Origin of the sequence: Marinomonas sp. SBI8L (assembly GCF_001624705.1) — a bacterium.
Taxonomy (GTDB): domain Bacteria; phylum Pseudomonadota; class Gammaproteobacteria; order Pseudomonadales; family Marinomonadaceae; genus Marinomonas.
Genome location: NZ_JSEO01000013.1, coordinates 1 through 24,952 on the forward strand (window position 1 = coordinate 1; position 24,952 = coordinate 24,952).

Below are 24,952 nucleotides of genomic sequence, written 5' to 3' on the forward strand. Positions count from 1 at the left end.
ACATCACTTGCAATAATTAAGTGATGGCGATCATCCACGGCAGTTTGGATATTATAACCCGCTATTTTTGCTCCTCGTTTAAACAGTAGTCTAGCGTCTGGATCTGTTCGCGATAATTGACCAGTATCTGATTGGGTTAACTCATTTAGTACTTGATTAAGGTTTGCTTGCTTATTCATTAATTCTTGTAACTTGATGCTGTCTAAATTATCAGCTTCTGACTCTTCATTATCTAATGCATCCAACATAGCGTGGTAGTCTTGGATTTTTTGTTCAACTGCTTTTATTTGCTGCGTTAAGCGATTTTTCGTCAGAATGCTTTGTTTACTTGCATTGCCATGGAAGAAACTCCCATCAATTGCTATCAGCTCACCACCAACTAAATCAAGCTGTTTACAGAGTAAAATAAAATCACGGTTTACTCGAATGAGAAGCTTATGATGATCTTTTCTAAAGTTAGCTATCGTTTTGTAACTAGGACGTTGATGCTTGATTAGCCACATAAGCTCAATATTTCTGCGACACTCTTTTTCAAGTTTGCGTGAACTTCGAATACCGTTTAGGTAACCATATAAATACAAGCGTAACAGGTCAGCTGGGTTGTAAGCGGGCTGCCCTCTTAAGGAGGATGAAGGCTTATACACACCAACAGCCAATTGATCGAAATTCAATGTATCAATATAAGCATCAATTGCTCGCACTGGATTCGTATCAGAGATGTGCTGATCGAGGTGATCAATAAACAAGGAAAATTGTGCTCGACTCTCAGTTTTTCGATAGCTTTTGTTCATAATGATGATAATCAACCTAACTCAGGACTATCGACATACTATAACAAGAATACTTTCACAGCCTGAGAGCATAGCAACGAGTCCTCAAGTTGAGTCATACATTCTTGTAAACGCACTAGTCTAATCTTTACCTAATTTAGTTCTATCTAGACTTTCGCTTTCTAAGGTTTCAATATAAATGAATGTTTTGATAGGAAGGTTTGATGTGAAAATTAGTAGAGTGACACGAGAAGATCTTGAAGAAGTGGAGGGTTTGGTTCTCTCTGTTTCAGAGCAAGATGTATTACCGTATTTTAATGAAGAAGGTAAATCTGAGTTTCTTAGCCGAGTTCTACCTGATATAGAGAAAGCTTTAGATAGAGTTAATTTTTACAGCGTCAAGCTAGTATCAGATGGAAAACTCGTGGGCTTTTCTGCTTTACGAGATGGTAACTATCTAACTCATTTATTTGTCGCGAAAGGGATGCAAGGGCAAGGTGCAGGTCGGCTTTTATTGGATCATGTGTTAGCTCAAACATTAGAAAAAGAAATTAGCTTACGCTCCTCAGTGAATGCTAAAGCGTTTTATTTGGCTTATGGGTTTAATGTTGAAGGTGTGGAGTCTGAATTTAACGGAATTCGTTTTGTGCCTATGCAGCTACTAAGAGGTTAGATAAGGCTTTTATCTAACCTCCTAATGATTTTAGTTTGCTGCTTTATCTTCAGCTTTTTTAACTCTTAACTTGCTGCCATCAATTTCTTTGCCATTGAGCTTCTTGATTGCAAGTTTTGCATCTCCAATCTTTGGCATCTCAACAAAGCCAAAACCTTTTGACTCCCCTGTGTCTTTATCAAGTACAAGTGTGCAAGATTGTAGAGTGCCGAATTCTTCAAATAAAGCACGTAGTTCTTCTTCATTAGTATTACGAGCAATATTACGGACTAGTAGTTTCATAAATAACCATTTTTGTAGGTGGGATAAATTTGCCTTTATTCTAGCAGTTAAGGCTTTGAATCAGTATTAACTTCTTAAATTTGCAGCTTGAAATCCTCTGTATAGATACACTGAAATTTTTTATGCGCACTTGTTATATGAAAGATTAGATCACTACTGCTGTAATAAACTATAAGCAGAGATAATGGAAAAGCTTGATCTATCTCAAATTTATGTTTACCCAATGTTCTATTATTGCTTTGGCTAATATACGGACTGCGAGGTAACAAAAAATGACGCTTAGGCAAAGGTTTTACGTTTTTATCGGATTGATTGTTGTTACTTTCTCAACACTATTAATCATAGAGAATAGTCTTTCGAATACTCACCAAAAAAGCTGGCAAGAGCTACAAGATTCAGCTCTCGCTAGGCAGTCTTTATTGTTGAAAATGTCTCGGGATGCAGGTTATGGCTCATTGATACATAGCTTTAAAAACTATGTATTACGAGGCACACCAAAATATGTCACTCAAGTTGAAACTGCTTATGCAAAAGTGCTTGAAACGGCAAAAAGTTATCGTGAATTAAACGGTATTAATCAGGCAGAGAAAAATGCCTTGAATGATATTGAATCCACTTTAAAAAAGTATCTAGATGCTACTTATCAAGTACAGAACTTGAAGCAACAAGGTTTAGATATACATGAGCTTGATAAAGCCGTGAAGATATCTGATGGGCCTGCGATTAAGGGTTTTGCAACTTTAGAGACTGAGTATCAGCAAAGGGTAGATACTTTAATAACAGAGTTCGAGGAGAGTACTCAGAACAGCTCCTTTTACAACTTAACAATACTCGTAATCGCTTTAATCGTGATTTTAGGCCTAGTGTTTTGGTTGAACCGTTTTGTAAATGATAGGCTAAAGACTCTTTTCTCTGCTATTCATAACCTTTCTGAAGGGGATGCTGATCTAACTAAACGAATTGAAATTAATAAAGATGATGAGTTTGGTGGTTTGGCATGCGAGATTAACAAGTTTATGGATAACATGTCTCAATTGATTGCAGACATACGTAAGCTGTCTCTAAACCTTGAATCTGGCTTAGAGCAAATTACTTGTAATGCTCAAGGCAATGCTGCTCGTACTCAACAACAAAAGGATGAAACTGAGATGCTAGCGGCAGCAGTTGAAGAAATGTCGAGTACTGCCCATGAGGTCGTGTCTAATACTGCGGATGCTGTAACAGCTGTTGATCATGCTAAGAGAGAATTTGATCTAGGTTCTAACTCTCTAGCAGAAGCGTCTAATGGTATGGGGAATCTGGCTGTTGAAGTGAGAAATGGCATGTCTGTTATTACTGACCTTAAGACTCAATCTGACCGTATTGGTGAAATAGTAGGCGTGATTGGTGAGATCGCTGATCAGACTAATCTATTAGCGTTGAATGCGGCAATAGAAGCGGCACGAGCAGGCGAACAAGGTCGTGGCTTTGCTGTTGTTGCAGATGAGGTGAGAACTTTAGCTGGGAGGACTCAGCATAGTACGGAAGAAATTCGTTCTATGATTGAGAACCTTCAAACTGGTACAGAGTCAGCGGTTAAAGTTATGGGCTCAAGTGAAGATATGAGTAAAGGGGCAGTTAAACTGGTTGAAAATGCAGAAAATGCCTTGATCGAAATTTCGCGTGAAATGCAGACTATTGCAGATCTTAATATGCAAATTGCTGCTGCATCTGAGGAGCAATCACAAGTTACAGATGAAATAAGTGCGAATATTCAACGTATCTTTGTATTGTCTGATGAAACCTCTAAAGCTGTGGCAGATAACCGTAATGCCATTTCTAACCTAGAACACCAAAGTGATGATTTAACCAGCATGGTATCTCGCTTTAACGTGTGAACATAAAAAGACCACAACCCATTATGGGTTGTGGTCTTCTTTGAATAATACTTCGTACTGCCCCTCTGTTTGATCACAATACTGCTTCCAGCTGTGTTGAATCTCTTTTACTTCATTTTTAAGCCAGCGCCTAAAGTTGCTTATTTTGTCGTATTTAAAGTGCGGTGCTGGAGCGACTAAAAAGAAGTTATATCGGGACTTCATGAATAAGGGGAGAGGGCTAATGAGTTGACCTTTTTTGATAAGCTCATATACCAGGCTATATCGAATCATGCTTATGCCTTGGCAAGAAAGCAGTGCCTCAATTAATACGGTTGAATCAGACACCTGAAGTCGAGATGGCATCTTTTCATCCTTACAGCCAATGTGTTCTTGGAATAGAGGCCAAATGGCTTCCATATCAGGGCCATTGTCAGCAATGATAGGCAGTTTAGCGAGTTGAGGTTTTATCGCTTGTTTTGGATCAATCAAGGAAGGGTGGCAAACAGGGATTAAGCATTCTTCAAACAATAGTTCAGACTTAAGTCCCTCGTATTTACCTTGACCAAAACGAATGGATAAATCCAAATCTTGATCTTGAAAACTGGCTACGGCCAAGCTAGGGCTCAGTTGAATATTGATATCCTCTTCGGCTTGGAATTTGCCTAAACGGGCAACTAGCCAGCGACTTGCGAAAGAAGGAAGTGTGCTAATAACCAGCTTGTTTGGATGGGGATCCTCTATGATCTCCCTTACTCCTTGTTCTAATAGGTTGAAAGCCTGTTCTACATAAGTGAACAGGTATTCTCCTTCACTGGTCAGTATCACCTGACGAGTATGCCTTTCAAATAACTCTATCTCTAAAGACTGTTCTAGTGTTTTTATCTGCTGGCTAATAGCGGCTTGAGTAACATTCAATTGCTCTGCCGCTGCCTTAAAGCTTAAGCATTGAGCTGCATGACGAAATGCATGTAAAGATTTAAGAGGCGGTAAGCGTAATTTTTTCATTTTCCTTCACTTGATAATTAAGTTTTTCTTAATTATGGCCTGAATTTTCTCGTTTGTCAGTGTTTATGTTTTGACCGATTATGACGCTATAGAAAAACACAACAGTGAGGTAAAAAGTTATGGCTTTACTAACATCAACACAGAAAAAGCTCGATTTAACGCAAGTAGATTGCCTGAGGGCTAATGGTTTAGAAAATCTTGTGAGTCGTTTTTCTAAATTAATGAACAAAATTAACCACAACTGGCGTACTAGAAAGCAGCTAGGCAGGCTTAATCAAGCGGCTTTAAAAGACATAGGCTTATCTCAAGCTGATGTTGCTCATGAACTAGAAAAACCTTTGTGGAAGTAAGTTAAATTTAGTGTAAGTCCCGTCTCCCATCTTGGTTCATCTTTTGAATAACAATGACGATCTAGGGGTCGTCATTGCTTTTTTTTACCTAAAACTATTGGCTATCTGTTTAAAATTTGCGCATATTTTAAAGGTAGGACAGGAAGTTATACCCAAGGAACGCAGTTTTACTGAAACATTTGTTTATTTAGTAAAGGTAGGTGCACATGAAGTATGAAACAGGATTAGTTCAAAGAATTAAGGCGATATTTGACCCCTCTCTAGAATTTCAAGAAAAGGAAATGTTTGGCGGTTATTGCTTCTTATTCAATCGTCATATGTGTATTGGTGTAATTGGAAATAGCTTATTGGCTCGAATTGGGCCTGAGCATTATGCAAAATCACTTGCTAAAAATTATGTCAAACAATTCGATTTTGTTGGCCGTCCTATGGCCGATGTTGTTTGTGTTGAAGCAGAGTTAATCGAATCAGATGAAGAGTTGAAGCAATGGCTAGACATGAGTTTTGCTTTTGTAAAAAGCTTACCTGCTAAAGTCAGCCAATCTGAAAAAGTGGCTTAACTAGATTATTTGCATAATAGCTGAACAGCTTACGAAAGCGTGTTAGTTTATTCATTAACGAAGAAAAGCTGTCTGGTTGCGGCATGTCATGACCTAAGTATTGAGCAATATGTTTTACTCAAAAGACCGTTAGTCAGAGTTTTTAATATGAGTAGCAAGACAGCTGAATCGATTATTCGTGCTTATTATCAAGCATTGAATGAAAAGGATATGATTTCGTTTTTTGATTTACTGGCAGATGATGTCATACATGATGTGAATGAAGGCGTGCAGGAACAAGGAAAGACGGCCTTTCGCTTTTTTATGAATCGCGTCAATCGCAACTATGATGAACAAATTTCAGAACTTGCGATTATGTTTGATGAATCCTGTAATAAAGCGGCGGCAGAGTTTATGGTAGAAGGTCGTTATTTAGAAAGTGAGTTCTCTCTACCAGAAGCAAACGGTCAGTATTATAAGATCAAGGGCGGCACTTTCTTTGAGTTACGTGACAACCTGATTGTCAGGGTAACGAGTTATTACAATCTAGCTGAGTGGGTAAAACAAGTTGAGCAAACAGATTACTGATTATTTGTGTGTAACTGGGCCTGCTATGCAAGCTTATTTACCAGATATGGCAAGACTGAGACTTAAGGTGTTCTATGACTACCCTTATTTATATGAAGGTGAGATAGAGTACGAAGCTGACTATTTACAGGCTTACTTAGCTAAGCCAGACTGCTTTTTTGTGCTGGCACTCGATAAAGGCGTTGTTGTAGGTGCTGCGAGTTGCTTGCCTCTAAGCCATGCAAAAACAGAATTCCAACAACCTTTTTTAAAAGCGGGCTGGGATTTAAGTAAAGGTTTTTATTTTGCTGAATCTGTTCTTTTGCCTGAATATCGAGGACAAGGTGCCGGCTCTATTTTCTTCCGTTTAAGAGAAGAGATTGCGCTTCAGCAAGAGCAATATAAGTATTTGGCATTTTGTACGGTAGATCGACAAAACTACACTGAGCTAAAACCTGAGAATTACCATACATTGGATAACTTTTGGCATTTACAAGGTTTTAAAGCAACCGAGTTAACTGCTAGGTTTGCATGGCGAGATAGAGGTGAACCAAGAGCCAGTATGAAGAATATGCCATTTTGGATTAAATCAATTACTGCTTAGGGTGTTAGCCTTGATTCGACCCGTTTCCATCAATGATGCAGCGCAATTAGCTGAAATATATAACCATTATGTGGCTAATACACTTATCTCTTTTGAAGAAGAGGAGATAAGCCAAGAGGCTATGCTATTGCGTATTCAAGAAACGGATAAAAGTGCAGGTATTTGGTTAGTACTGGAAGACAAGGCTATTATATTAGGTTACGCCTATTGCACTCCATGGAAAGCTCGTAGTGCTTACCGATTTAGTCACGAAGTCACAATTTATCTGGCGCCAGAAGCGCAGGGTAAAGGGGTGGGGACACGTCTCTATCAAGCTTTGTTAGATGCCATCAGTAGAAGACCGATAAAAAATCTTTTAGCAATCATTGCGCTACCTAATGATGCCAGTATCGCATTGCATGAGAAAATTGGCATGAAGAAAGTCGCTCACTTTGAGAAAGTGGGTTATAAGTTTGGGCAATGGGTAGATGTTGGTTATTGGCAAATGAGTTTGCCTGAGGACCCTCTAGTAAAAGAGTGATTAACCTGAGAATTAATCTCTTGTGAGAGAATTTTTAAGGACAGTTTTTAACAATTAAAGAAGCCGATAATCAGAGACTGACTATCGGCTTTTTGTTATTCGTAGACTTACTTATAGCTTAAGCAAGTTTCTACTTCTTGCGCCGCACCTAATACGACTGCCACTCTTTGGTGAATAGCGTCAGGTTGGATGTCTAGAATACGGTCTGTATGAGTGTGTGCTTTACCGCCAGCTTGCTCGATTAGCATTGCCATAGGGTTAGCTTCATACATAAGGCGTAGTTTGCCCGCTTTACTTGGGTCTTTGTTATCCCAAGGGTAGATAAAGATACCACCGCGGCAAAGAATGCGGTGAACATCTCCTACCATTGCTGCTACCCAGCGCATATTGAAGTTCTTTTCTCTCGGGCCTTCTGTACCAGCGACTAAATCATTTACATAATTCTGCATGCCTTGTGCCCAAAAACGTTGGTTTGACATATTGATAGCAAACTCTTGAGTGCTTTGTGCAACACTGACTTTTTCAATCGTTTGAATAAACTCGCCTTGGCTTGGGTCGTAGGTATACATAGATACGCCATCACCTGTGGAGAAAACCAACATGCTTGAAGGGCCGTAAAGTACATAGCCGGCAGCAACTTGTTCACGACCTGGAATCAAAAAGTCAGCTTCAGTCGCTGCTTGATCACCTGTTTGACGATAGATAGAGAAAATGGTGCCTACCATTGAATTAATATCAATGTTTGAAGAACCATCAAGAGGGTCAAAAGCCACAAGGTATTCGCCGTCTGTATTTGCTGGCACTATGTCATCTTCTTCTTCAGAGGCAATTGCACGAACAAAAGGCGAGGCGGATAGCGCAAGTTTAAGCATATCATTAGAGATGACATCTAATTTTTTCTGCTCTTCACCTTGTACATTCTCATTACCTGCCATACCGAGAATACCGGCAAGTGAGCCCTGTTGAAGTTTGCCTGAAATATCAATGCAGGTTTTGCTTAAAAGTTGCAGAACCTCTTGTAAAGACGCGGGAACAGAACTTGATGCTAAAACGCTGTTTAAGCTTTGCATGACAGAAATCTACCTTAATAGTGGGGATGAGAGTCAAAGTTGTCGAAATTATGCCACTGGTAGACTTGGGTGTCAGCAGCTTTTACTCAAAGCGAGTGGCAAAAGGTGAGATATAAAAAAGCCGACTAAAAATAGTCGGCTTTCTCAGGTTGCTAATTATCTAAAAGCTAGGCTTTTAAAGTTTTAACACCTTCTTCTGTACCTAGTAGTAGGACATCAGCTGGGCGACTAGCAAATAAGCCGTTAGTTACCACACCCACTATGCTATTGATCTTATTTTCTAGGCTAACAGCATCTTCAATTTTTAGGTTATACACATCTAAAATTTGGTTGCCGTTATCAGTCACAACGCCTTCGCGATACACAGGGTCACCGCCAAGTTTTACTAATTCACGAGCAACATAGCTACGTGACATAGGAATCACTTCAACAGGTAGTGGGAAATCACCTAATACATTTACCAATTTAGATTGGTCTGCAATACAAACAAATTGTTTACTGACGGCTGCCACTATTTTCTCGCGAGTCAGTGCCGCACCGCCACCTTTAATCAAATGCAGGTGGTTGTTAGATTCGTCAGCACCATCTACATAAACTGCGATATCTGCAACGCTATTTAAATCATATACAGGAATGCCGTGAGACTTAAGGCGTTCTGCAGACGCTTCAGAGCTGGCAACAGTCGCTTCAAACTTAAGTTTGTGCTGAGCTAGTTCATCAATGAATAGGTTCGCTGTTGAGCCTGTTCCTACACCGACAATGGTGTCGTCTTCAAGAAGGGGAAGTATGTATTCAACCGCGGCTTTGGCAACGGCGAGTTTCAATTCGTCTTGCGTCATTTTCTGCATAACCTTTGTTTAGAGGGCTGGTGGTTCGTATGATTTAGTGACTCTTAAAATAAGCCTGATACGAGATTCTGGCCATTATAAAGGGATAAATTCGCTAATGTTACTCATATCACTAGAAAATATTAGGTTAGACGACTTTCGCCTTTGATAGCAGCGCCGTTAATCGGTATATTTCTTGCTCTGTTTTGAACTTTTGTTCGCGATGGACGGCGATAATGCCAAGCTAATACTAGATATATGTTCTTTAGGAAAGACTATGCCTCATTCAATCATCAAGAAAATTCTACAAGCGAACGTCTATGACGTAGCTGTAGAAACACCACTCGCTCGTGCCAAACAACTTAGCAATCGTTTTGGTAATGAGATTATTTTGAAGCGTGAAGATCTACAGCCAGTTTTCAGCTTTAAGATTCGTGGGGCATATAACAAAATTAGTCAGCTATCACCTGCTCAATTAGCAAATGGGGTGATAGCAGCGTCAGCCGGAAACCATGCACAAGGTTTAGCCTTAGCAGCACAAAAGCTAGGAGTAAAAGCAACAATCGTTATGCCTGCTACAACACCTGACGTGAAAGTAAATGCCGTCAGAGGTTGGGGAGCAGAGGTTGTTTTACATGGTGATGCTTATGATGAAGCGTTTGCTAAGTCACAAGAGATTATGGCGCAATCCGGTCAAGTGTTTGTTCACCCATTTGACGATCTTGATACCATTGCTGGTCAAGGCACCATAGGGATGGAAATCTTACGCCAGCATGTTGGTGAAATAGATGCCGTCTTTATTCCTGTTGGTGGCGGAGGCTTACTTGCAGGTGTGGCTTCTTACATTAAATACCTACGCCCTGAGATTAAGGTGATTGCAGTAGAGCCTGAAGATGCGGCTTGTTTTAAAGCTGCAAGAGAAGCGGGCGAACCAGTGCGTCTTGATCAGGTCGGCATTTTTGCAGAAGGCGTAGCCGTTGGCATTATTGGTAGTAATACTTTTGCTATCGCTAAAGATAATGTTGATGATGTCATCACAGTCACAACTGACGAAATGTGTGCTGCGATCAAAGACATTTACGATGATACTCGTGCCATCACAGAACCAGCAGGTGCTTGTGCTTTAGCTGGTCTTAAAAAGTACATAGAAACAACAGGTGCTAAGGGTCAAACCCTTATTGCGATTAACTCGGGCGCTAATGTTAACTTTGACCGTTTACGCCATGTGTCTGAGCGAGCTGAGTTAGGTGAAAAGCGCGAAGCTATTATTGCTGTGAAAATTCCAGAAAGCCCAGGTAGTTTCCGCTCTTTCTGCCAAGCGCTAGAAACACGTAATATCACTGAATTTAACTATCGTTATAGCGATCCAGAACAAGCCGCTATTTTTGTTGGTGTTCAGTTAGGTGGTCACCCTCATAGTCGTGAGAATTTATTAGACGATTTAAAAGACTATGAAATCGTTGATCTTACCGACGATGAAACCGCTAAGGTCCATATTCGTCATATGATAGGTGGTCACTTAAGGAGTGAAAAAGGCGAGCTGCTTTATAGTTTTGAATTCCCTGAGCGCCCTGGTGCTTTGTTGAAATTCTTAAACAGCTTAGGTGGTGAATGGAATATCTCTATGTTCCACTATCGCAACCATGGTGACGCTTATGGTCGTGTGTTGGTTGGCTTACAAGCCGTTGGAGAAGAGACGGATGTGACGCAATATCTTGATGCTTTAGGTTATCCTTATCAAGATGAAACCAATAATCAGGCGTGCCAGTTGTTCTTTAAATAACAGCTTAAAACGCATTTGGTTTAATGCTTTTTGAATGTTAAGAATAGGAAAGCCCGAAAGTGAAAACTTTCGGGCTTTTTTGTTGGAAAGGTATTAGCGCTACACAAAAAGAGGGGAAGTATAGGAACTAGCTCGCCCTTACCAACAAACTTAAGCTTTTAAAATCAAAGTGCGAGATGCTGTTTCACCGCTGCTAGCCCATTGTCGCCTTGATAGGTTGTTACACCTTCAAGCCAAGTGTTCAAAACATCTGGGTTTGCTGTAAGCCATTCTTTGGCTGCGTCTTTTGGCTTTTTCGCATTATTTAAAACCTCACCTATGATTTCATTCTCCATGGTTAAAGAGAATTTCAGGTTTTGTACCAAGGTCCCTACATTTGAGCATTCTTGGCTATAGCCTTTACGGCTTAGAGTGTGAATTGTGGCACCACCATAATTAGGGCCAAAATACTTATCACCGCCAGAAAGGTATTTAAGATCAAAATTAACATTCATCGGGTGAGGCTCCCAACCGAGAAAAACAATGAACTTGTCACGACGCACTGAGCGATTTACCTGAGTCAACATGGCCTGCTCGCCTGACTCTACAACCTTCCAATCACCTAGGCCAAAATCATTGCTATCTATCATTTTTTGCAGGTTTTGATTGGCTGGTGCACCGGCTTCGATACCGTAAATTTTACTTCTAAACTTACTTTCAAACTTGTGTAAATCGGCAAAGCTTTGTACCCCTGCGTCATATACAAATTCAGGGACAGCTAAGGTGAACTTTACGCCTTCAAGGTTGGTGCGAATCTGGTCGATATCCCCTTTATATTGATCAATAAAGCCTGATTGAGCTGGCATCCAGTTCCCCATGAAGAGATCAATCTCACCGCTCTTTAAGCTTTCAAAGCCAACAGGTACACCTAGTAGGAATACTTCGGTTTGATAACCCAGACCTTCTAAAATGGTACTGGTAATACCATTGGTCGCACCAATATCCGTCCAGCCAGGGTCAGAGAAAGTCACTTTCTGGCATTGGCTCGGTTCTTGGGCATAGCTTAAGCTAGCGGATAGCGCTAAGGTCGCAAGGGCAACGCTTTTCGCGAGTGGACGATAAGGTAAAATCTGCAACATGAGGAAACTCCTTTGTCGTTTAAATAGCCGTTTAACGGTTTGTGTTGTTATTGTTTTAAGTAAATCAATCGACTTTTGGAAAGCGTGACCTTGCTTCAAGATCATCAAGATCAATGTGGTTTCGCATGTAAAGCTCGCCACTATCAAAGAAAGGTTGGTGGTCCCAGGTTTTCTTTTTGCCTTTATTTAGCGCGCCAACCACTAATCGGCGGCGACGTTGGCTGATAAGCACATCTTGTGTTAAGGCTTCGTGATCCCAGCGTTCAGCTGCTTCTGCTCTAAATTGTTTAACCAATGCTTGATGTTCTGAGTCGGTGGCGAGATTGTTTAGTTCTTTAGGGTCAAGCTTAAGGTTGAAGAGTTGGTCTGGGTCTTGATTACAGCAAATGTACTTGTAATCCCCGCGACGAATCATAAACAAAGGGGCGATAGTGCCTTCGCCAAAGTATTCTGCAATCACTTCATCATGACCACCTGTGCCTTCAAGGTGAGGCATGATACTGCGACCTTGAATTGGCATCGCATAATCTTGCTTTGCCTTGTTGGAGGCGATATCGACAAACGTAGGCAATAAGTCCATGGTCGACACTGACTCAGAAACACGTTTAGGCGTAAAGCGTTTAGGCGAGTGAACTATCATAGGTACGCGCACTGAATCCTCGAAGAAGGACATCTTGTACCAAAGGTTACGCTCGCCCAGCATATCGCCATGATCACCAGAAAAGACGATGATGGTATCCTCATCTAAGCCACAATCTTTTAGGGATTTGAGCACCTCACCAATCTTGTCATCGACATAACTAATGGCGCCATAATAAGCGCGTCTGGCATTTTTAATCTGCTGCTCTGTGATGGGCTGCTCATCATAGGCAAATACATCTTGCAGCCTTAACGAATGAGGGTCTTGCTCTGATTTTGGAATGTCTATTTTAGGTAGTTCAATGTCTTCATCCTGATACATGTTCCAATACTCTTCTGGAATAGCATAAGGGTCATGAGGGTGTGTAAGAGAAACAGTGAGGCAGAAAGGTCTTTCTTGTTTACCGCGAGCATAATCATGCAGATAGCGTTTTGCCTGAAAGGTCACTTCATCATCAAAGTCTAATTGGTTGGTGCGAACACAAGGGCCAGCTTGAGTGACCGAACTCATATTGTGATACCAAGTTGGGCGTGTGCTTGGGTCATCCCAATTAGGGAACCAACCATAGTCTGCTGGGTAAATATCTGTGGTTAGCCTGTCTTCAAAGCCATGAAGCTGCTCTGGCCCACAAAAGTGCATCTTGCCAGATAAAGCGGTTTGATAGTTTTGCTGGCGTAGGTAATGGGCGAAGGTGGGAATATCGGCAGGTAAATCCGCAGCATTATCGAATGCGCCAATTTTAGCGGGTAACTGCCCTGTCATTAAAACATAACGAGATGGTGCGCAAAGAGGGCTATTACAGTAGGCCGAATCAAAAACAACACCTTCGTTAGCAAGCGCTTCAAGGTTAGGTGTTTTGACTAATTTATGACCGTAAATGGGTAATGCTGATGCAGCCAATTGGTCTGCCATTAAGAATAATATATTGGGTTGTTTATTTTTCATGAGCTCAACCTGCTTTAAAGTTAAAAAGTGACAAAGTTAAATAAATACAACTAATGCTTAATGCATCTTCTAGCCTTGTGTATTAGGTTGAACCTTAGGAAACCTCCTGTAAACTGACTAAAATATTATGACTCGGATAAGATGAAATTATGCCAACAAATGAAACGTTACCACCACTGCAAAGTTTGGTCGTTTTTGAATCAGCGGCGAGACATCTAAGTTTTACCCGTGCAGCAAGAGAGCTGGGAACAACGCAACCGGCTATCAGTCAGCAGGTTAGAGGCCTTGAAGCCAATTTAAACTGTTTATTGTTTGTACGTATTTATCGCGGCGTAGAGCTCACCGAAGCGGGAAACAAGTTGCTATTAGCGACACAAAAAAGCCTGCAATCGCTCACGTCTGTTTGCGATGATATTCGCCAACAACCGCAAAATAATCGCATAACAGTGGCGACAGACTTTGCTTTTGCAACTTATGGTCTGATGCCAAAGCTTAGTGAGTTCCGAAATTTGTATCAAAATGAGTTCCCTGATATGGATATTCGGCTGCAAACATCTCAAGCGCCTGAAGTAGAAAATAAGGGTGAAGCTGACATAGTTATCCTGTTTGGCGCTGATCATTCCCATAGTCATGATAGTTATCAGTTGCTTAGTGAAAAAGTCTTTCCTGTTTGCAGTAAAGCCTTGATCGCAGGTAAGCAGATTAACTCTTTGGCTGATCTTTTAAACTTACCCTTATTAAAGCTAAATGCCCTGAATGGAAAACCTTGGCTTAACTGGGATGATGTGGCCCATGAACATGGCTTAACGCTGAACGGTGTTAGTGCTCAGTTAGAATCAGATAATTTTACCCTTCTAGTACAGGCTGCTTTAGCTGGGCAAGGGGTGAGTCTTGCTTGGTCACCCTTGGTCGATGACTTGGTGCAGGCGGGTATCTTAGTCGCTTTCCCCGAATACAGTCATAGCTCGAATAATGGCTATCATCTTATTTTTACAAGGCCTGAGGGGCGAACGCCTTTAATGCAGGTTTTTGCGCAATGGTTATCTAATAGTTTGCAGTACGATCAGCCCAAGTAAGGCTGTATTTTATTGCAACACATTTACTTTAACTCAGCTGTAAATGTGAATCGCCACTTTAGCTATTAAGGTAAAATCGGTTATCATATGTGCAATAAATTTATCGTGAAAACGTCGTCATAGAGTCAGGCTTAAAACACCTTTAAGTCAGCTAGTACAACGTCAATAGGAAAGACTTTCAGTGAATATTCAAACCCTTCTTAATAACCGTATCCAACAGGCTATGGTTGCGGCAGGCGCGGCTGATGATGCCCCTGCACTTGTTCGTCAATCTGCCAAGGTTCAATTTGGTGATTATCAAGCTAATGGCATGATGGGCGTAGCAAAAAAGCTAAAAACCAACCCTCGTGAATTTGCTCAGAAAGTTTTAGATCTAGTAGATCTGTCTGATGTTGCTGACAAGGTTGAGATTGCAGGTCCTGGCTTTATTAACATCTTCTTGAAAAATGATTGGATGTCAGGTGCCTTAGCTAGCCTACGTAAGAGTGCTCGTTTAGATATCGCGCAAGTAGAAAAAGCGCAAACTATAGTAGTGGATTACTCTTCACCTAACCTAGCCAAAGAAATGCACGTAGGTCATCTAAGGTCGACAGTTATTGGTGATGCGGTTGTTCGTACGCTTGAGTTCTTAGGCCACAATGTTGTGCGTCAAAATCACGTGGGTGATTGGGGGACACAATTTGGCATGTTGTTGGCGTATATGGAAAGACTGCGTCAAGAAAATACTGAAATCAGCATGGCCCTATCTGATTTAGAAACCTTCTACCGTGCGGCTAAAACCTGTTTTGATGAAGACGAAGCCTTTGCTGCTCGTGCCCGTGAACTTGTTGTCGAACTGCAATCAGGTGATAAGCAATGCCTTGCCCTATGGCAAGAGTTTATCAATATCTCTCTAGAGCATTGTGAAGCAACCTACAACACATTGGGTGTGTCTCTAACACGTGAAAATGTTATGCCAGAAAGTGCTTATAACGATGACTTACCTAATGTGATAGCAGCACTTGAAGAGCAAAACTTATTACAAGAATCTAATGGAGCGCAATGTGTCTTCATGGAAGAGTTTGCTAATAAAGAAGGTGAAATCACTCCTGTTATCGTACAGAAAACCGGTGGTGGCTTCTTGTATGCTACGACTGACTTGGCAGCTTTAAGATATCGTCAAGATGTATTGAACTTTGATCGTGGATTGTACTTTGTCGATGCGCGTCAATCTTTGCACTTCCAGCAAATCTATACTCTTGGCCGTAAAGCTGGTTTCGTTAAACCTGAAACCAGCTTAGAACACATGCCTTTTGGTACCGTAATGGGAACCGATGGTAAGCCATTTAAAACTCGTTCTGGTACAGTGGCTAAGCTATCTGACTTGCTAGCTGAAGCACAAGACAGAGCGTATAAGCTGGTGGCTGAAAAGAATCCAGAAATGGAAGAAGACGAGCTAGCTAATATCGGTCGAGTAGTGGGTATCGCCTCAGTTAAGTATGCTGACTTATCGAAAAACCGTACCAGTGATTATGTGTTTAACTGGGATACAATGTTGAGCTTTGAGGGAAATACAGCACCTTACTTGCTTTACGCTTATTCTCGTGTTGCCAGCATAGTGCGCCGTTCTGAAATTGATGTCGCAAATTTGACCGGTGATATTTCTCTGGCTGAGTCTCAAGAGCGTGCTTTAGCCGTTAAGTTAATGCAATTTGAAGAAGCTGTGCAACAGGTTGCTAACGATGGTATGCCTCATAATTTATGTGCGTATCTATATGAATTAGCTGGCATCTTTATGACTTTCTACGAAGCTTGTCCAATTCTTAATGCGGAAGATGAGCTTAAGAATAGCCGTTTACAACTAGCATTAAATACCGCTTCTACTTTGAAACAAGGTTTATCGCTATTAGGAATAGAAACCTTAGAGCGTATGTAAAGTATTGCCCTAACGCAGTATTTGAAGATAAAAAGCCAACCTTAGGGTTGGCTTTTTTTGTTTTGAATCAAGTTCAGACGCAACTTCTATTCTGATGATATGAACCTCCTTCTAAATCAATAAGCAGAGCTAATATTTCCGTTAATCTTGGGCTTTAGACTTTGCATTTATTGGCATGGATATTGGCTGCTTTTTGCCTATTTCACACACACCAAGCTAGCTAGTGTAAAGGTATTCGTGAGTTAGGTTATTGAAGATAAGGATAGTCATGAAGATACGTTTGAATTTTTCAGTGCGCGCCAAATTAATGTTTATCACAGGCTTAGTGGTCTGCTCTTTTTTACTTTTGTCTAGTATGGCCACCTACCGCGCTAACCAAATGTCTGATTTACAGGATTTAGCGGTAGATTTAAGCCAAGTTAATAGCCAAATGCTCATGTTGCGCCAATATGAAAAGGACTTTCTAACTGAGTTTAATCTCGATAGTTATCAAGGTTTCGAGCAAGAGTATCAAGCTTTGGTAAATAAAATTGCCAAAGTGGAGTTGGGGTTTAATCAATTTGGTGTTGATAAATCACAGGCGTTTAATGAGCTAAAAAGCAGTCTTGAAGAGTACCAGCAAGACTTTATTGGCATTTATCAAAGACACACTGAAATAGGTTTAAACCAAGATCAAGGTCTGCAAGCAAAGCTAAGAGGTAGTATTTTACAGGCGGAAGAGCTTTTACTGATGGCGAACGCAGACTCAAAGCTGATGTTAGATATGCTGACGTTGCGTCGCTTGGAAAAGAACTTTATGTTGCGTAAAGATGCGCTTTATCTTGCCCAGCATAAACGCCAAAGTAAGCTGTTTTATGTGCATATCACGACAAGCAAGCTACCCAGTCAGGCAAAAAAGCAACTCATCTTAAGTATTCGTGGTTATCAATCTGCCTTTACTCAGCTAGTACAGGCTTATGAAGCCTTAGGTTTGACACAAAGCCAAGGGTTGCAGGGGTTGATGCAAGGCTCAGCAACTGCCACTGTGGATCTGGTTAATAATTTGGATGTGACCTTAAAAGCAGAAATTCAGCAAGTAGAAAAGCAAGCCAGCTGGCTTAATCTGATGGTCTTTCTTGGAGTGAGTTGTATTAGTGTCTGTCTCTTGTTAATGACGACTCGCCTTATCACTAAGCGATTAAATTCGTTAAATGAACACCTTAAGCATATTGCTGATGGGGATGCTGACTTAACGGTAGAGCTTAATGCTAAAGGGAATGATGAGTTTGCCTTGCTAAGTGAGTCATTTAACCGCTTTGTGCGCCAGCTACAGCATATTTTTATTAATACTAAGGATATCTCTCATCAGCTCGTTTGTGCCGCTGAGCAGTCTTCTGTAGCGGCTAAGCAGAGTCGAGAACATACTAAGGAACAAGAAATGCAAACCACTATGGTGGCGTCCGCGGTAGAGCAAATGTTAGCGACCTCAAAAGAGATATCTCAACATATTCATAGTGCGGCAGATGAAGCCAAGCAGACGAAGAATGCAGCGTTTGAAGGGCGTGATTTATCGGATCAAGCAGGGACCTCTATCACCACTTTATCGGGCAGTATTGCTCAAGCCTCTAAGGTAATTCATCAACTGGAGCTAGACTCAGGCAATATTGGCATGGTGCTAGACGTAATTCGAGGCATTGCCGAACAAACTAATTTGCTCGCCTTGAATGCCGCGATTGAAGCGGCGAGAGCCGGGGAAAGTGGGCGTGGATTCGCAGTGGTTGCTGATGAAGTGAGATCTTTGGCTCAGCGTACCAGTGAATCAACGGAAGAGATTCAAAACCTGATTTTAAGTTTGCAATCAGGTACAAGCCAATCTGTCGCTGTGATGACAGAAAGCCAGCATGATATGAACTTGAGTGAAGAACGCACCAAACAGAATATGGCTGCAATAGAGCAAATTGTGAAAAGTGTGGATAACATTTTTGACATGAACACCCAGATAGCTGCAGCTTCTGAGCAACAAGCGCAAACCTCAGAAGAAATTAGCCGCAGTGTGATTAATATTTCAGAGCTTACTGTGCAAACAACTGCCGGCATAGTTGAGACTGATCAAGCCAGTGAAAACGTCTATCATCTAGCCAGCGAACTCAACCAAATGGTCAGCGGTTATCGTACTTGAGCTAGAGGGTGTTTGCTTTTCAATGGGATGACAAAAACTTGCACCTTGGCGTGATATCAGTAAGCTTCTAGCGCGTTAATCTGATTTTATTTGCTAGGGGAAGAGTATGAAAATTTATGTGGCTTACACTGGTGGCACTATTGGTATGGTGCCATCGGACCATGGATATGTGCCAGATGCCGCTTTTGCTGATGTGGTTTTGCAAAAGTTAACTCAATACAGCACAGAGCATGAGTTTTCTGTTCACTGTTACCCTGAGCTTATCGATAGTTCAAATGCCGCCCCTTCTGATTGGGTCGCAATAGCGAATGATCTACAATCTAAATGGCAAGAATACGATGGCTTCATGGTATTACATGGTACAGATACCATGGCTTATACCTCATCGGCCTTAGCCTTTATGTTGCAGAACCCGTCTAAGCCTGTAGTTGTAACAGGTTCTCAAATACCCATGTTTAAAAGCCGTAACGATGCGCTAGATAATGTTTACGGAGCCTTAGATGCCTTGTTAGAAGGGCCTAATGGTGTATTTCTTTTCTTTGCTGGTAAGTTAATTGAAGGGGCTCGTGCTCATAAAGCGAATACTAGTGTATTGCAGGCTTTCTCATCACCTAATGCCTTGTTAAGAGGCGAGTTGGGCATTGAATGGAACTGGCGCAAAATACACACCAAAAAAGGCGAGCAGATTCAAATCCCTCACATGCAAAATGATGCTGTTACCCTAGTGCCTATTTTTCCTGGATTACAAGCTGCGCAAATAGAGTCTTTGCTTTTTCCTCAAGGTAAAGAAGGCGTAGTAAAAGGCGCCGTGCTATTAACTTATGGGGCGGGTAATGGCCCAGATGCTAATCCAGAATTCTTAGCTTTGTTGAAAAAAGCCAGTGACTCAGGTTGTGTCATTGTGAATGTAAGTCAATGTGGTGCTGGTGCGGTTTCTGCTGGTACTTATGCCGCGGGCTCTGCCTTGGTTCAAGCTGGTGTGATATCAGGCTTAGATATGACCTATGAAGCCGCATTTGCCAAGCTGCATTTCTTGATTGCAACGAATGTAAAACCAGAGGCCATCAGAGAGACTTTCACACAGCCTTTAGCCTATGAGGTTAGTAAGTAAGCATTTGACTAATGTATTTATAGGCAATATGGGAAGGTCATGACGACAGATTTACGAAAAGATCAATTAGAAGCCAGTTTAAAAAAGGCGGATAACGCATTCAAATCAAATCAATTTGAAACTGCGATCTTTTTGTATGAGTTTTTGATAGTCAGGTTAGAAGTTAGTGACTTGATTCTAAGACGTCTGTCGGTGTCTTATTATCGAACTGGTGATTTCGAGCAAGCGGTAAAGTATCAAAGGCTGTTACTTGATCGAACCCAAGATGATGGCGATGCTTTTGCTTTAGGCCTCGTACTTTTGCGTTTAGGGGAATTAAGCTTGGCTGACCCCTATTATCAAAAACGTAAAATGATACCAGACTTAGTCAGAGTACAAGTTCCAGGTGTGCCTTTATGGCGTGGTCAGACTGAGCTTAAAGGCAAAACCATCATGTTAGTTAAAGAGCAAGGGTGTGGTGATCTCATCCAGTTTTGCCGCTATGCAAGCGCGTTAGTGAAAATGGGAGCTAATGTCTTACACTGGGTTCATGACCCCTTACGAGAACTGATGCGACACCAGCAAGGTCTTGGTCGAGTACTAGATAAAGATGAAAAAGTTGGCGTACATTATCATGCTTACTATCTAGATCTTTTACCTTATATCCAGTTGTTGGAATCCTATTTGCCCTCTAAGGAGGCAGCTTATCTTATCGCTCCTAATAATACGGCTCAGTCTGTAGTAAATAAAATAGAATTAAATGGATTACGACAAGTGGGTCTTTTTTGGTCTGGAAGCAAAAGTAACCAAAGAGACAAGCAGAGGTCGATTAATCTAGACGCTTTAAGACCTTTAGTTCAATCTGCCACAGGGAAGAAGGTGAATTTCTACTCTCTTTCTAATGACTCTAAACAAAGAGAAATTGACGCCAGTGGCTTAAATATTATTGATTTAGCCGAGCAAATTAATGATTTTGCAGACTTGGCTTTGGCTATTTCTCAAATGGATTTAGTGATAAGCATTGATAGTGCCGGTGCTCACTTGGCAGGAGCTATGGGGTGTCCTGTGATTATGATGATAGACCTATTATGTGATTGGCGCTGGAAGCTTGATAGATCTTGGTATGACAGCATGACTATTTATCAGCAACAAGAACAAGGTCAGTGGCAGTCGGTAATCGACATGGTCAATACCGACTTTTCTAAAAGGTTGTAACACCTTCTCTTTTAAAGCTTGTTTTTAACAAAGCGCATACGTGCTTCTAAACGATCAAGAGAGGTTTCTAATCGCTCGAGATCTTCGATAAAGTTGGTAAACTCTATTTTACTGGGTAGTAGGTCTGCTTCTTCTTGTAGGTACTCAACCAGATTAAGTTTAAAGCTTTTACCTGTTTCCTTGGTCCATTGCCATTTGCTGCGAAGTAAAGGGGCAATAAAAGAGGTGGGCATATCACCTATCTTATCCGCTAAAATACCTTCCCAATCTAGCTCAAAATTGGCGGATACTTTATGTAAGGTCATGAGTGTCTGCGCATTACCTTGAATGCGTAAATCCCCATCAAAAAAACCATCACCGTCTAATAATTTACGATAAGCAGAAGAAGCGCCTTTCACATGGGTGTCTTGGCTCTCATCTAACCCAGCTTCACTAACATTGGCAGGTAAACCCAGAGCAAGGCCTTGCTCTAAGATTTGAATCAAGATTAAAAGATTAAAGTCTTCGACTTCAATTAAGATCTGCTGGCCAGCCAGCTTACTTAGTTTTTGCTGAGAAGGTTCATCCTGCACAAGAGCAAGATTGATTGCATGTTCGACGGCTTTTAACCCAGCTAGCGTAATGAGACTCATATCATGGGACCTAAATAAGATTTAGTGTTTATAGCTGCTTAAATTGAATGCTATTTGATTGTCTCTGTTGGCCTTCTTGTTCTAGGCGTTGTAAATAAAGAGACCAAAGTTCAGCATGATTTTTGCCTATATTATAAAGGTAATCCCAGCTATAAAGTCCAGAATCATGGCCATCATCAAAACTTATTTTTAAGGCATAATTTCCGGCCGCTTCTAGATTCATTATTGCCACGTCTTTTTTGCCATATTGAAGAATAGGCACCTGCATACCGTGGCCCCTAACTTCTGCTGATGGTGAGTGCACACGTAAATATTCGGCACTATAACGAAAGGTAAAACCATCATTAAAAATGAGTTCAAGCTCTCGGCTTTGCTTATGGTAATGGATTTTGCTGGGTAAAGGCTTGCTCATATTGCATCCTATTTTTAGCTAGAAAAACAAAAGAGGTTCAATTGAACCTCTTTTGTGAGTCGAAGTGCCGATAATTATAGGATATAGCGACTTAAGTCTTCATCCTGAGATACTTCACCTAGTTGATCATCAACATACTGAGCAGTAATTTCAACCACTTGGCCTTCTGGCATATCACTTGCTGAATATGAAATTTCTTCCAATAAACGCTCTAAAACAGTATGTAAACGACGAGCACCAATGTTCTCGGTGGTTTCATTTACTTTAAAGGCCATCTCAGCAAGACGATGGATGCCTTCTTCTGTGAAGTTAAGTGCAACACCTTCCGTAGCAGCAAGGGCGACATACTGTTTAGTTAGAGAGGCATTTGGTTCAACTAGGATGCGTTTAAAGTCTTCAACGGTTAGTGCATCTAGCTCAACACGAATGGGTAGTCGGCCTTGTAACTCAGGAATTAAGTCAGAAGGTTTAGATAAATGGAAAGCACCAGAAGCAATGAATAGGATGTGGTCCGTTTTAATCATGCCGTATTTAGTGGTGACTGTGCATCCTTCAACTAATGGAAGTAGGTCACGTTGAACACCTTCGCGTGATACTTCACCACTTGAGCGCTCAGAGCTTTTAGCCACCTTATCGATTTCATCTAGGAAGACTATGCCATTTTGCTCAACGGCTTCAACGGCTTTAGCTTTTAACTCATCTTCGTTGATAAGTTTCGCCGCTTCTTCGTCGCGAACTTGACGTAGAGCGTCTTTCACTTTCATCTTACGTTTAGTGGTTTTTTCACCACCAAAGTTAGAGAACATGTTTTGCAACTGGCTAGTCATTTCTTCCATACCAGGTGGTGTCATGATCTCAACGTTAGCGGCTTGTGCTGCCACATCAATATCGATTTCTTTATCGTCTAGTTGACCTTCACGTAGCTTTTTACGGAAAACTTGGCGAGTGTTGCTATCTTCTGTTGGTTCCACACCGCGTGCTGGTGGTAGTAGGGCGTCTAGAATGCGATCTTCCGCGGCATCTGCTGCTTTGTGTTGTAGACGCTCGCTTGCTTGTTCACGCAACATCTTGATTGCCATTTCCACAAGGTCACGAATGATGGACTCAACATCACGGCCAACATAACCGACTTCAGTAAACTTAGTTGCTTCTATCTTGATGAAAGGCGCGTTAGCCAGTTTCGCAAGACGGCGGGCAATTTCGGTTTTACCGACACCTGTTGGCCCTATCATCAGAATGTTTTTTGGCGTTACTTCTGCTCGCATAGCTTCTGGAAGTTGCATGCGACGCCAGCGATTACGTAGGGCAATGGCTACGGCTCTCTTGGCAGATTGTTGTCCAATGATATGTTCGTCTAACGCGTTTACTGTTTCTCTTGGCGTCATCTTGCTCATAATCTTATCTCTTCGCTATTCATCATGATCTTGTCTGCATCATGAGGGTATAAATTCAAATTTCCCGCTAGGTGTTAGGGGGTAAATAACCGTTAAACTGCTTGGGTATTATCTTCAAGCTGAGGGTCAATTGTGATGCATTCCACTGTTAAAGAATGGTTAGTGAATACACAAATATCAGCGGCAATTTTTAAACTCTTTTCCACTATGTCTTGGGCTTTTAAGTCTGTGTTATCAATCAGTGCACGTGCTGATGCTTCTGCATAATTACCTCCTGAACCTATTGCTAGGGCACCATGTTCTGGTTCAACTACATCACCGTTACCTGTGATGATCAGGGTGCTGTGTTTGTTAGCAACAATTAGCATGGCTTCTAGCTTACGTAGGGCTTTGTCGGAACGCCAATCTTTGGCTAGCTCAACGGCCGCACGTACGAGGTCGCCTTGGTATTTCTCTAATTGACCTTCGAAGCGTTCGAATAGGGTAAAAGCGTCTGCTGTACCGCCGGCAAAGCCTGCTACAACTTCATTATGGTAAAGGCGGCGAACTTTGCGCGCGTTCCCTTTCATGACGGTATTGCCTAGGGATACTTGGCCATCTCCGCCAACAACGACTTGATTGCCTTTACGTACTGTTAGAATGGTTGTCATTGATCTACTCCAAATTCAATTAAAATAGAAAATGGGGGCAAGCAAGGACTTTTCAAGGATAGAGGTAACACATAGCGAAAAAGTCTTGCGCTTTTATTACTAAGAAAGCCTGACTAGGGAAGCTACGAATCACTCCTCCCGTCTCAGCGTTTGGATAAAACGCCTGAGACTTAAGACGAGAGCCGCAGCTTAATCGCAGTTTCCCTAGTCTTCCTTAGGGATCTTATAGGAGTAAGCTTGGATGTCTTTATTTGCTAATTTATCTTTGGCTCGGTTCATTTTAGAACGTGACACAAAAGGGCCAACCACAACACGGTACCAAGGTTGGCCATTTTCACCTATGGTTTTGCGTATCTTAGTATCCATACCTGATAAAATTAGATCTGCACGCATACGGTCTGCATCTTTATCATTACGAAATGAAGCTGCCTGAATCATGTAGAGGAAGTCCTGCTCACCTCTTGGGGTGGACTTGTAAGCGTCTACGTGGCTGGTGTCTACTTCGCTGTCTTGCAGAATTTGGTAAAACTCAAAGTTTTCTTTTTCGTCAGTTTTCTTCGCTTCTTTTTTAACCGTTTGTGGTGCCTGTTTTTTCGGCTCGCTGGTTTTTTTCGGCGCAACTTTCTCTTTGGTAACTACAGGCGCAGTGCTACTTTCAGAAGACACTTGGCTCAATTTAAACAGGGCAAAAATAAAGGCTAAAACCACGGCAGGGATTAACAACCACATCCACCACTTTACGGGTTTTGCTTTTGCCACAGGAGCCTGATGTCGAGTGGCTCCCTTTTTAGATTGGGTCCTTTTACGGGCCATTTGAATAAAATCGAACATGCTTCTCATTAAGGTTTAAAAAACTTG

24 protein-coding genes and 1 pseudogene are annotated in these 24,952 nt (G+C 41.5%); 13 read left to right on the top strand and 12 right to left on the bottom strand.

The genetic code is table 11. The annotated features are described in order from the left end of the window. Positions 1–791 (bottom strand): transposase (locus OA91_RS17970; protein ID WP_197477840.1); only part of this gene is annotated, 791 nt, incomplete at its 3' end. A 205-nt stretch (positions 792–996) separates the two neighbouring features. Here OA91_RS17970 and OA91_RS17975 point away from each other — a divergent pair. Then, complete coding sequence (locus OA91_RS17975) at positions 997–1,443, top strand: GNAT family N-acetyltransferase (protein WP_063339459.1); 447 nt, start codon at positions 997–999, stop codon at positions 1,441–1,443. Between the two features lie 30 nt (positions 1,444–1,473). Here the strand turns inward: OA91_RS17975 and OA91_RS17980 are convergent, their stop codons facing one another. After that, positions 1,474–1,725, bottom strand: coding sequence for an RNA recognition motif domain-containing protein (locus OA91_RS17980; protein ID WP_046015938.1), 252 nt, complete (start codon positions 1,723–1,725; stop codon positions 1,474–1,476). 881 nt (positions 1,726–2,606) lie between these two features. On the opposite strand from OA91_RS17980, the pseudogene OA91_RS24855 reads away from it, so the two are divergent. Next, positions 2,607–3,602 (top strand): annotated as a pseudogene (locus OA91_RS24855) (methyl-accepting chemotaxis protein); the annotation flags it as partial. Between the two features lie 21 nt (positions 3,603–3,623). Here OA91_RS24855 and OA91_RS17990 read toward each other — a convergent pair. Then, on the bottom strand, positions 3,624–4,589 hold the full coding sequence (locus OA91_RS17990) for a LysR family transcriptional regulator (protein ID WP_063339363.1): 966 nt from the start codon (positions 4,587–4,589) through the stop codon (positions 3,624–3,626). A 119-nt stretch (positions 4,590–4,708) separates the two neighbouring features. Here OA91_RS17990 and OA91_RS17995 point away from each other — a divergent pair, with 119 nt between their 5' ends. The 5 genes from OA91_RS17995 to OA91_RS18020 all read left to right on the top strand — a co-directional run bounded on the left by OA91_RS17995 (position 4,709) and on the right by OA91_RS18020 (position 7,169). Then, positions 4,709–4,939: a DUF1127 domain-containing protein gene (locus OA91_RS17995; protein ID WP_046015940.1), complete on the top strand. Its 231-nt coding sequence runs from the start codon at positions 4,709–4,711 to the stop codon at positions 4,937–4,939. 206 nt (positions 4,940–5,145) lie between these two features. Further along, entirely contained in the window at positions 5,146–5,499 is a 354-nt protein-coding gene (locus tag OA91_RS18005; protein WP_046015942.1) for a TfoX/Sxy family protein, read from the top strand. A gap of 147 nt (positions 5,500–5,646) precedes the next feature. Next, positions 5,647–6,066, top strand: a complete 420-nt coding sequence (locus tag OA91_RS18010) for a ketosteroid isomerase-related protein (RefSeq protein ID WP_046015943.1) — start codon at positions 5,647–5,649, stop codon at positions 6,064–6,066. Further along, positions 6,047–6,649: a GNAT family N-acetyltransferase gene (locus OA91_RS18015; protein WP_082827998.1), complete on the top strand. Its 603-nt coding sequence runs from the start codon at positions 6,047–6,049 to the stop codon at positions 6,647–6,649. The genes OA91_RS18010 and OA91_RS18015 overlap by 20 nt, the downstream gene beginning before the upstream one ends. A gap of 10 nt (positions 6,650–6,659) precedes the next feature. Continuing rightward, a complete protein-coding gene (locus tag OA91_RS18020; protein WP_063339461.1) occupies positions 6,660–7,169 on the top strand; it encodes a GNAT family N-acetyltransferase in 510 nt (169 codons plus the stop codon). Positions 7,170–7,276: 107 nt separating this feature from the next. Here OA91_RS18020 and OA91_RS18025 read toward each other — a convergent pair whose 3' ends face one another. Continuing rightward, positions 7,277–8,239 (bottom strand): class 1 fructose-bisphosphatase, encoded by a 963-nt coding sequence (locus OA91_RS18025; protein WP_063339364.1) that lies wholly within the window; start codon positions 8,237–8,239, stop codon positions 7,277–7,279. A 167-nt stretch (positions 8,240–8,406) separates the two neighbouring features. Then, positions 8,407–9,078, bottom strand: a complete 672-nt coding sequence (gene rpiA / locus OA91_RS18030; RefSeq protein ID WP_063339365.1) for a ribose-5-phosphate isomerase RpiA — start codon at positions 9,076–9,078, stop codon at positions 8,407–8,409. Between the two features lie 265 nt (positions 9,079–9,343). On the opposite strand from rpiA, the gene ilvA reads away from it, so the two are divergent. Beyond that, the gene (ilvA, locus tag OA91_RS18035; RefSeq protein ID WP_063339366.1) at positions 9,344–10,849 is read left to right on the top strand and encodes a threonine ammonia-lyase, biosynthetic; all 1,506 of its coding nucleotides are present in this window, start codon (positions 9,344–9,346) and stop codon (positions 10,847–10,849) included. A gap of 164 nt (positions 10,850–11,013) precedes the next feature. On the opposite strand, the gene OA91_RS18040 is transcribed toward ilvA, so the two are convergent. Further along, the gene (locus OA91_RS18040) at positions 11,014–11,967 is read right to left on the bottom strand and encodes a choline ABC transporter substrate-binding protein (RefSeq protein WP_063339367.1); all 954 of its coding nucleotides are present in this window, start codon (positions 11,965–11,967) and stop codon (positions 11,014–11,016) included. Between the two features lie 64 nt (positions 11,968–12,031). Continuing rightward, positions 12,032–13,552, bottom strand: coding sequence for a choline-sulfatase (gene betC / locus OA91_RS18045; protein WP_063339368.1), 1,521 nt, complete (start codon positions 13,550–13,552; stop codon positions 12,032–12,034). 149 nt (positions 13,553–13,701) lie between these two features. On the opposite strand from betC, the gene OA91_RS18050 reads away from it, so the two are divergent. The 5 genes from OA91_RS18050 to OA91_RS18070 all read left to right on the top strand — a co-directional run bounded on the left by OA91_RS18050 (position 13,702) and on the right by OA91_RS18070 (position 21,006). Beyond that, positions 13,702–14,628, top strand: coding sequence for a LysR substrate-binding domain-containing protein (locus OA91_RS18050; RefSeq protein WP_063339369.1), 927 nt, complete (start codon positions 13,702–13,704; stop codon positions 14,626–14,628). Between the two features lie 181 nt (positions 14,629–14,809). After that, entirely contained in the window at positions 14,810–16,543 is a 1,734-nt protein-coding gene (gene argS / locus OA91_RS18055) for an arginine--tRNA ligase (protein ID WP_063339370.1), read from the top strand. A 268-nt stretch (positions 16,544–16,811) separates the two neighbouring features. Next, positions 16,812–18,701 carry a methyl-accepting chemotaxis protein gene (locus OA91_RS18060; RefSeq protein WP_063339371.1) on the top strand — a complete coding sequence of 630 codons (1,890 nt, stop codon included), beginning with the start codon at positions 16,812–16,814 and terminating at the stop codon, positions 18,699–18,701. 106 nt (positions 18,702–18,807) lie between these two features. Beyond that, positions 18,808–19,812 carry an asparaginase domain-containing protein gene (locus tag OA91_RS18065; protein WP_063339372.1) on the top strand — a complete coding sequence of 335 codons (1,005 nt, stop codon included), beginning with the start codon at positions 18,808–18,810 and terminating at the stop codon, positions 19,810–19,812. Positions 19,813–19,851: 39 nt separating this feature from the next. After that, a complete protein-coding gene (locus OA91_RS18070) occupies positions 19,852–21,006 on the top strand; it encodes a hypothetical protein (RefSeq protein ID WP_063339373.1) in 1,155 nt (384 codons plus the stop codon). A gap of 11 nt (positions 21,007–21,017) precedes the next feature. Here OA91_RS18070 and OA91_RS18075 read toward each other — a convergent pair whose 3' ends face one another. From OA91_RS18075 to OA91_RS18095, 5 genes are all read right to left on the bottom strand, one after another. After that, positions 21,018–21,638: a ubiquinone biosynthesis accessory factor UbiJ gene (locus tag OA91_RS18075; protein WP_063339374.1), complete on the bottom strand. Its 621-nt coding sequence runs from the start codon at positions 21,636–21,638 to the stop codon at positions 21,018–21,020. A gap of 28 nt (positions 21,639–21,666) precedes the next feature. Beyond that, positions 21,667–22,050 (bottom strand): gamma-butyrobetaine hydroxylase-like domain-containing protein, encoded by a 384-nt coding sequence (locus tag OA91_RS18080; protein ID WP_063339375.1) that lies wholly within the window; start codon positions 22,048–22,050, stop codon positions 21,667–21,669. A 74-nt stretch (positions 22,051–22,124) separates the two neighbouring features. Then, positions 22,125–23,444, bottom strand: a complete 1,320-nt coding sequence (hslU, locus tag OA91_RS18085) for an ATP-dependent protease ATPase subunit HslU (protein WP_063339376.1) — start codon at positions 23,442–23,444, stop codon at positions 22,125–22,127. 92 nt (positions 23,445–23,536) lie between these two features. After that, positions 23,537–24,094, bottom strand: a complete 558-nt coding sequence (gene hslV, locus OA91_RS18090) for an ATP-dependent protease subunit HslV (protein ID WP_046015957.1) — start codon at positions 24,092–24,094, stop codon at positions 23,537–23,539. Between the two features lie 204 nt (positions 24,095–24,298). After that, a complete protein-coding gene (locus tag OA91_RS18095; protein ID WP_063339377.1) occupies positions 24,299–24,925 on the bottom strand; it encodes an SPOR domain-containing protein in 627 nt (208 codons plus the stop codon). Between the last annotated feature and the right edge of the window lie 27 nt (positions 24,926–24,952).

Coding starts and splice junctions, on each gene's coding strand:
- OA91_RS18095 (WP_063339377.1), bottom strand. CDS start 24,925: ATGTTCGATTTTATTCAAATGGCCCGTAAAAGGACCCAATCTAAAAAG.
- OA91_RS18050 (WP_063339369.1), top strand. CDS start 13,702: ATGCCAACAAATGAAACGTTACCACCACTGCAAAGTTTGGTCGTTTTT.
- OA91_RS18060 (WP_063339371.1), top strand. CDS start 16,812: ATGAAGATACGTTTGAATTTTTCAGTGCGCGCCAAATTAATGTTTATC.
- betC (WP_063339368.1), bottom strand. CDS start 13,552: ATGAAAAATAAACAACCCAATATATTATTCTTAATGGCAGACCAATTG.
- OA91_RS17990 (WP_063339363.1), bottom strand. CDS start 4,589: ATGAAAAAATTACGCTTACCGCCTCTTAAATCTTTACATGCATTTCGT.
- OA91_RS17995 (WP_046015940.1), top strand. CDS start 4,709: ATGGCTTTACTAACATCAACACAGAAAAAGCTCGATTTAACGCAAGTA.
- OA91_RS18070 (WP_063339373.1), top strand. CDS start 19,852: ATGACGACAGATTTACGAAAAGATCAATTAGAAGCCAGTTTAAAAAAG.
- OA91_RS18005 (WP_046015942.1), top strand. CDS start 5,146: ATGAAGTATGAAACAGGATTAGTTCAAAGAATTAAGGCGATATTTGAC.
- OA91_RS18075 (WP_063339374.1), bottom strand. CDS start 21,638: ATGAGTCTCATTACGCTAGCTGGGTTAAAAGCCGTCGAACATGCAATC.
- OA91_RS18010 (WP_046015943.1), top strand. CDS start 5,647: ATGAGTAGCAAGACAGCTGAATCGATTATTCGTGCTTATTATCAAGCA.
- OA91_RS18025 (WP_063339364.1), bottom strand. CDS start 8,239: ATGCAAAGCTTAAACAGCGTTTTAGCATCAAGTTCTGTTCCCGCGTCT.
- OA91_RS17980 (WP_046015938.1), bottom strand. CDS start 1,725: ATGAAACTACTAGTCCGTAATATTGCTCGTAATACTAATGAAGAAGAA.
- hslV (WP_046015957.1), bottom strand. CDS start 24,094: ATGACAACCATTCTAACAGTACGTAAAGGCAATCAAGTCGTTGTTGGC.
- hslU (WP_063339376.1), bottom strand. CDS start 23,444: ATGAGCAAGATGACGCCAAGAGAAACAGTAAACGCGTTAGACGAACAT.
- ilvA (WP_063339366.1), top strand. CDS start 9,344: ATGCCTCATTCAATCATCAAGAAAATTCTACAAGCGAACGTCTATGAC.
- OA91_RS18040 (WP_063339367.1), bottom strand. CDS start 11,967: ATGTTGCAGATTTTACCTTATCGTCCACTCGCGAAAAGCGTTGCCCTT.
- OA91_RS18080 (WP_063339375.1), bottom strand. CDS start 22,050: ATGAGCAAGCCTTTACCCAGCAAAATCCATTACCATAAGCAAAGCCGA.
- rpiA (WP_063339365.1), bottom strand. CDS start 9,078: ATGACGCAAGACGAATTGAAACTCGCCGTTGCCAAAGCCGCGGTTGAA.
- OA91_RS18065 (WP_063339372.1), top strand. CDS start 18,808: ATGAAAATTTATGTGGCTTACACTGGTGGCACTATTGGTATGGTGCCA.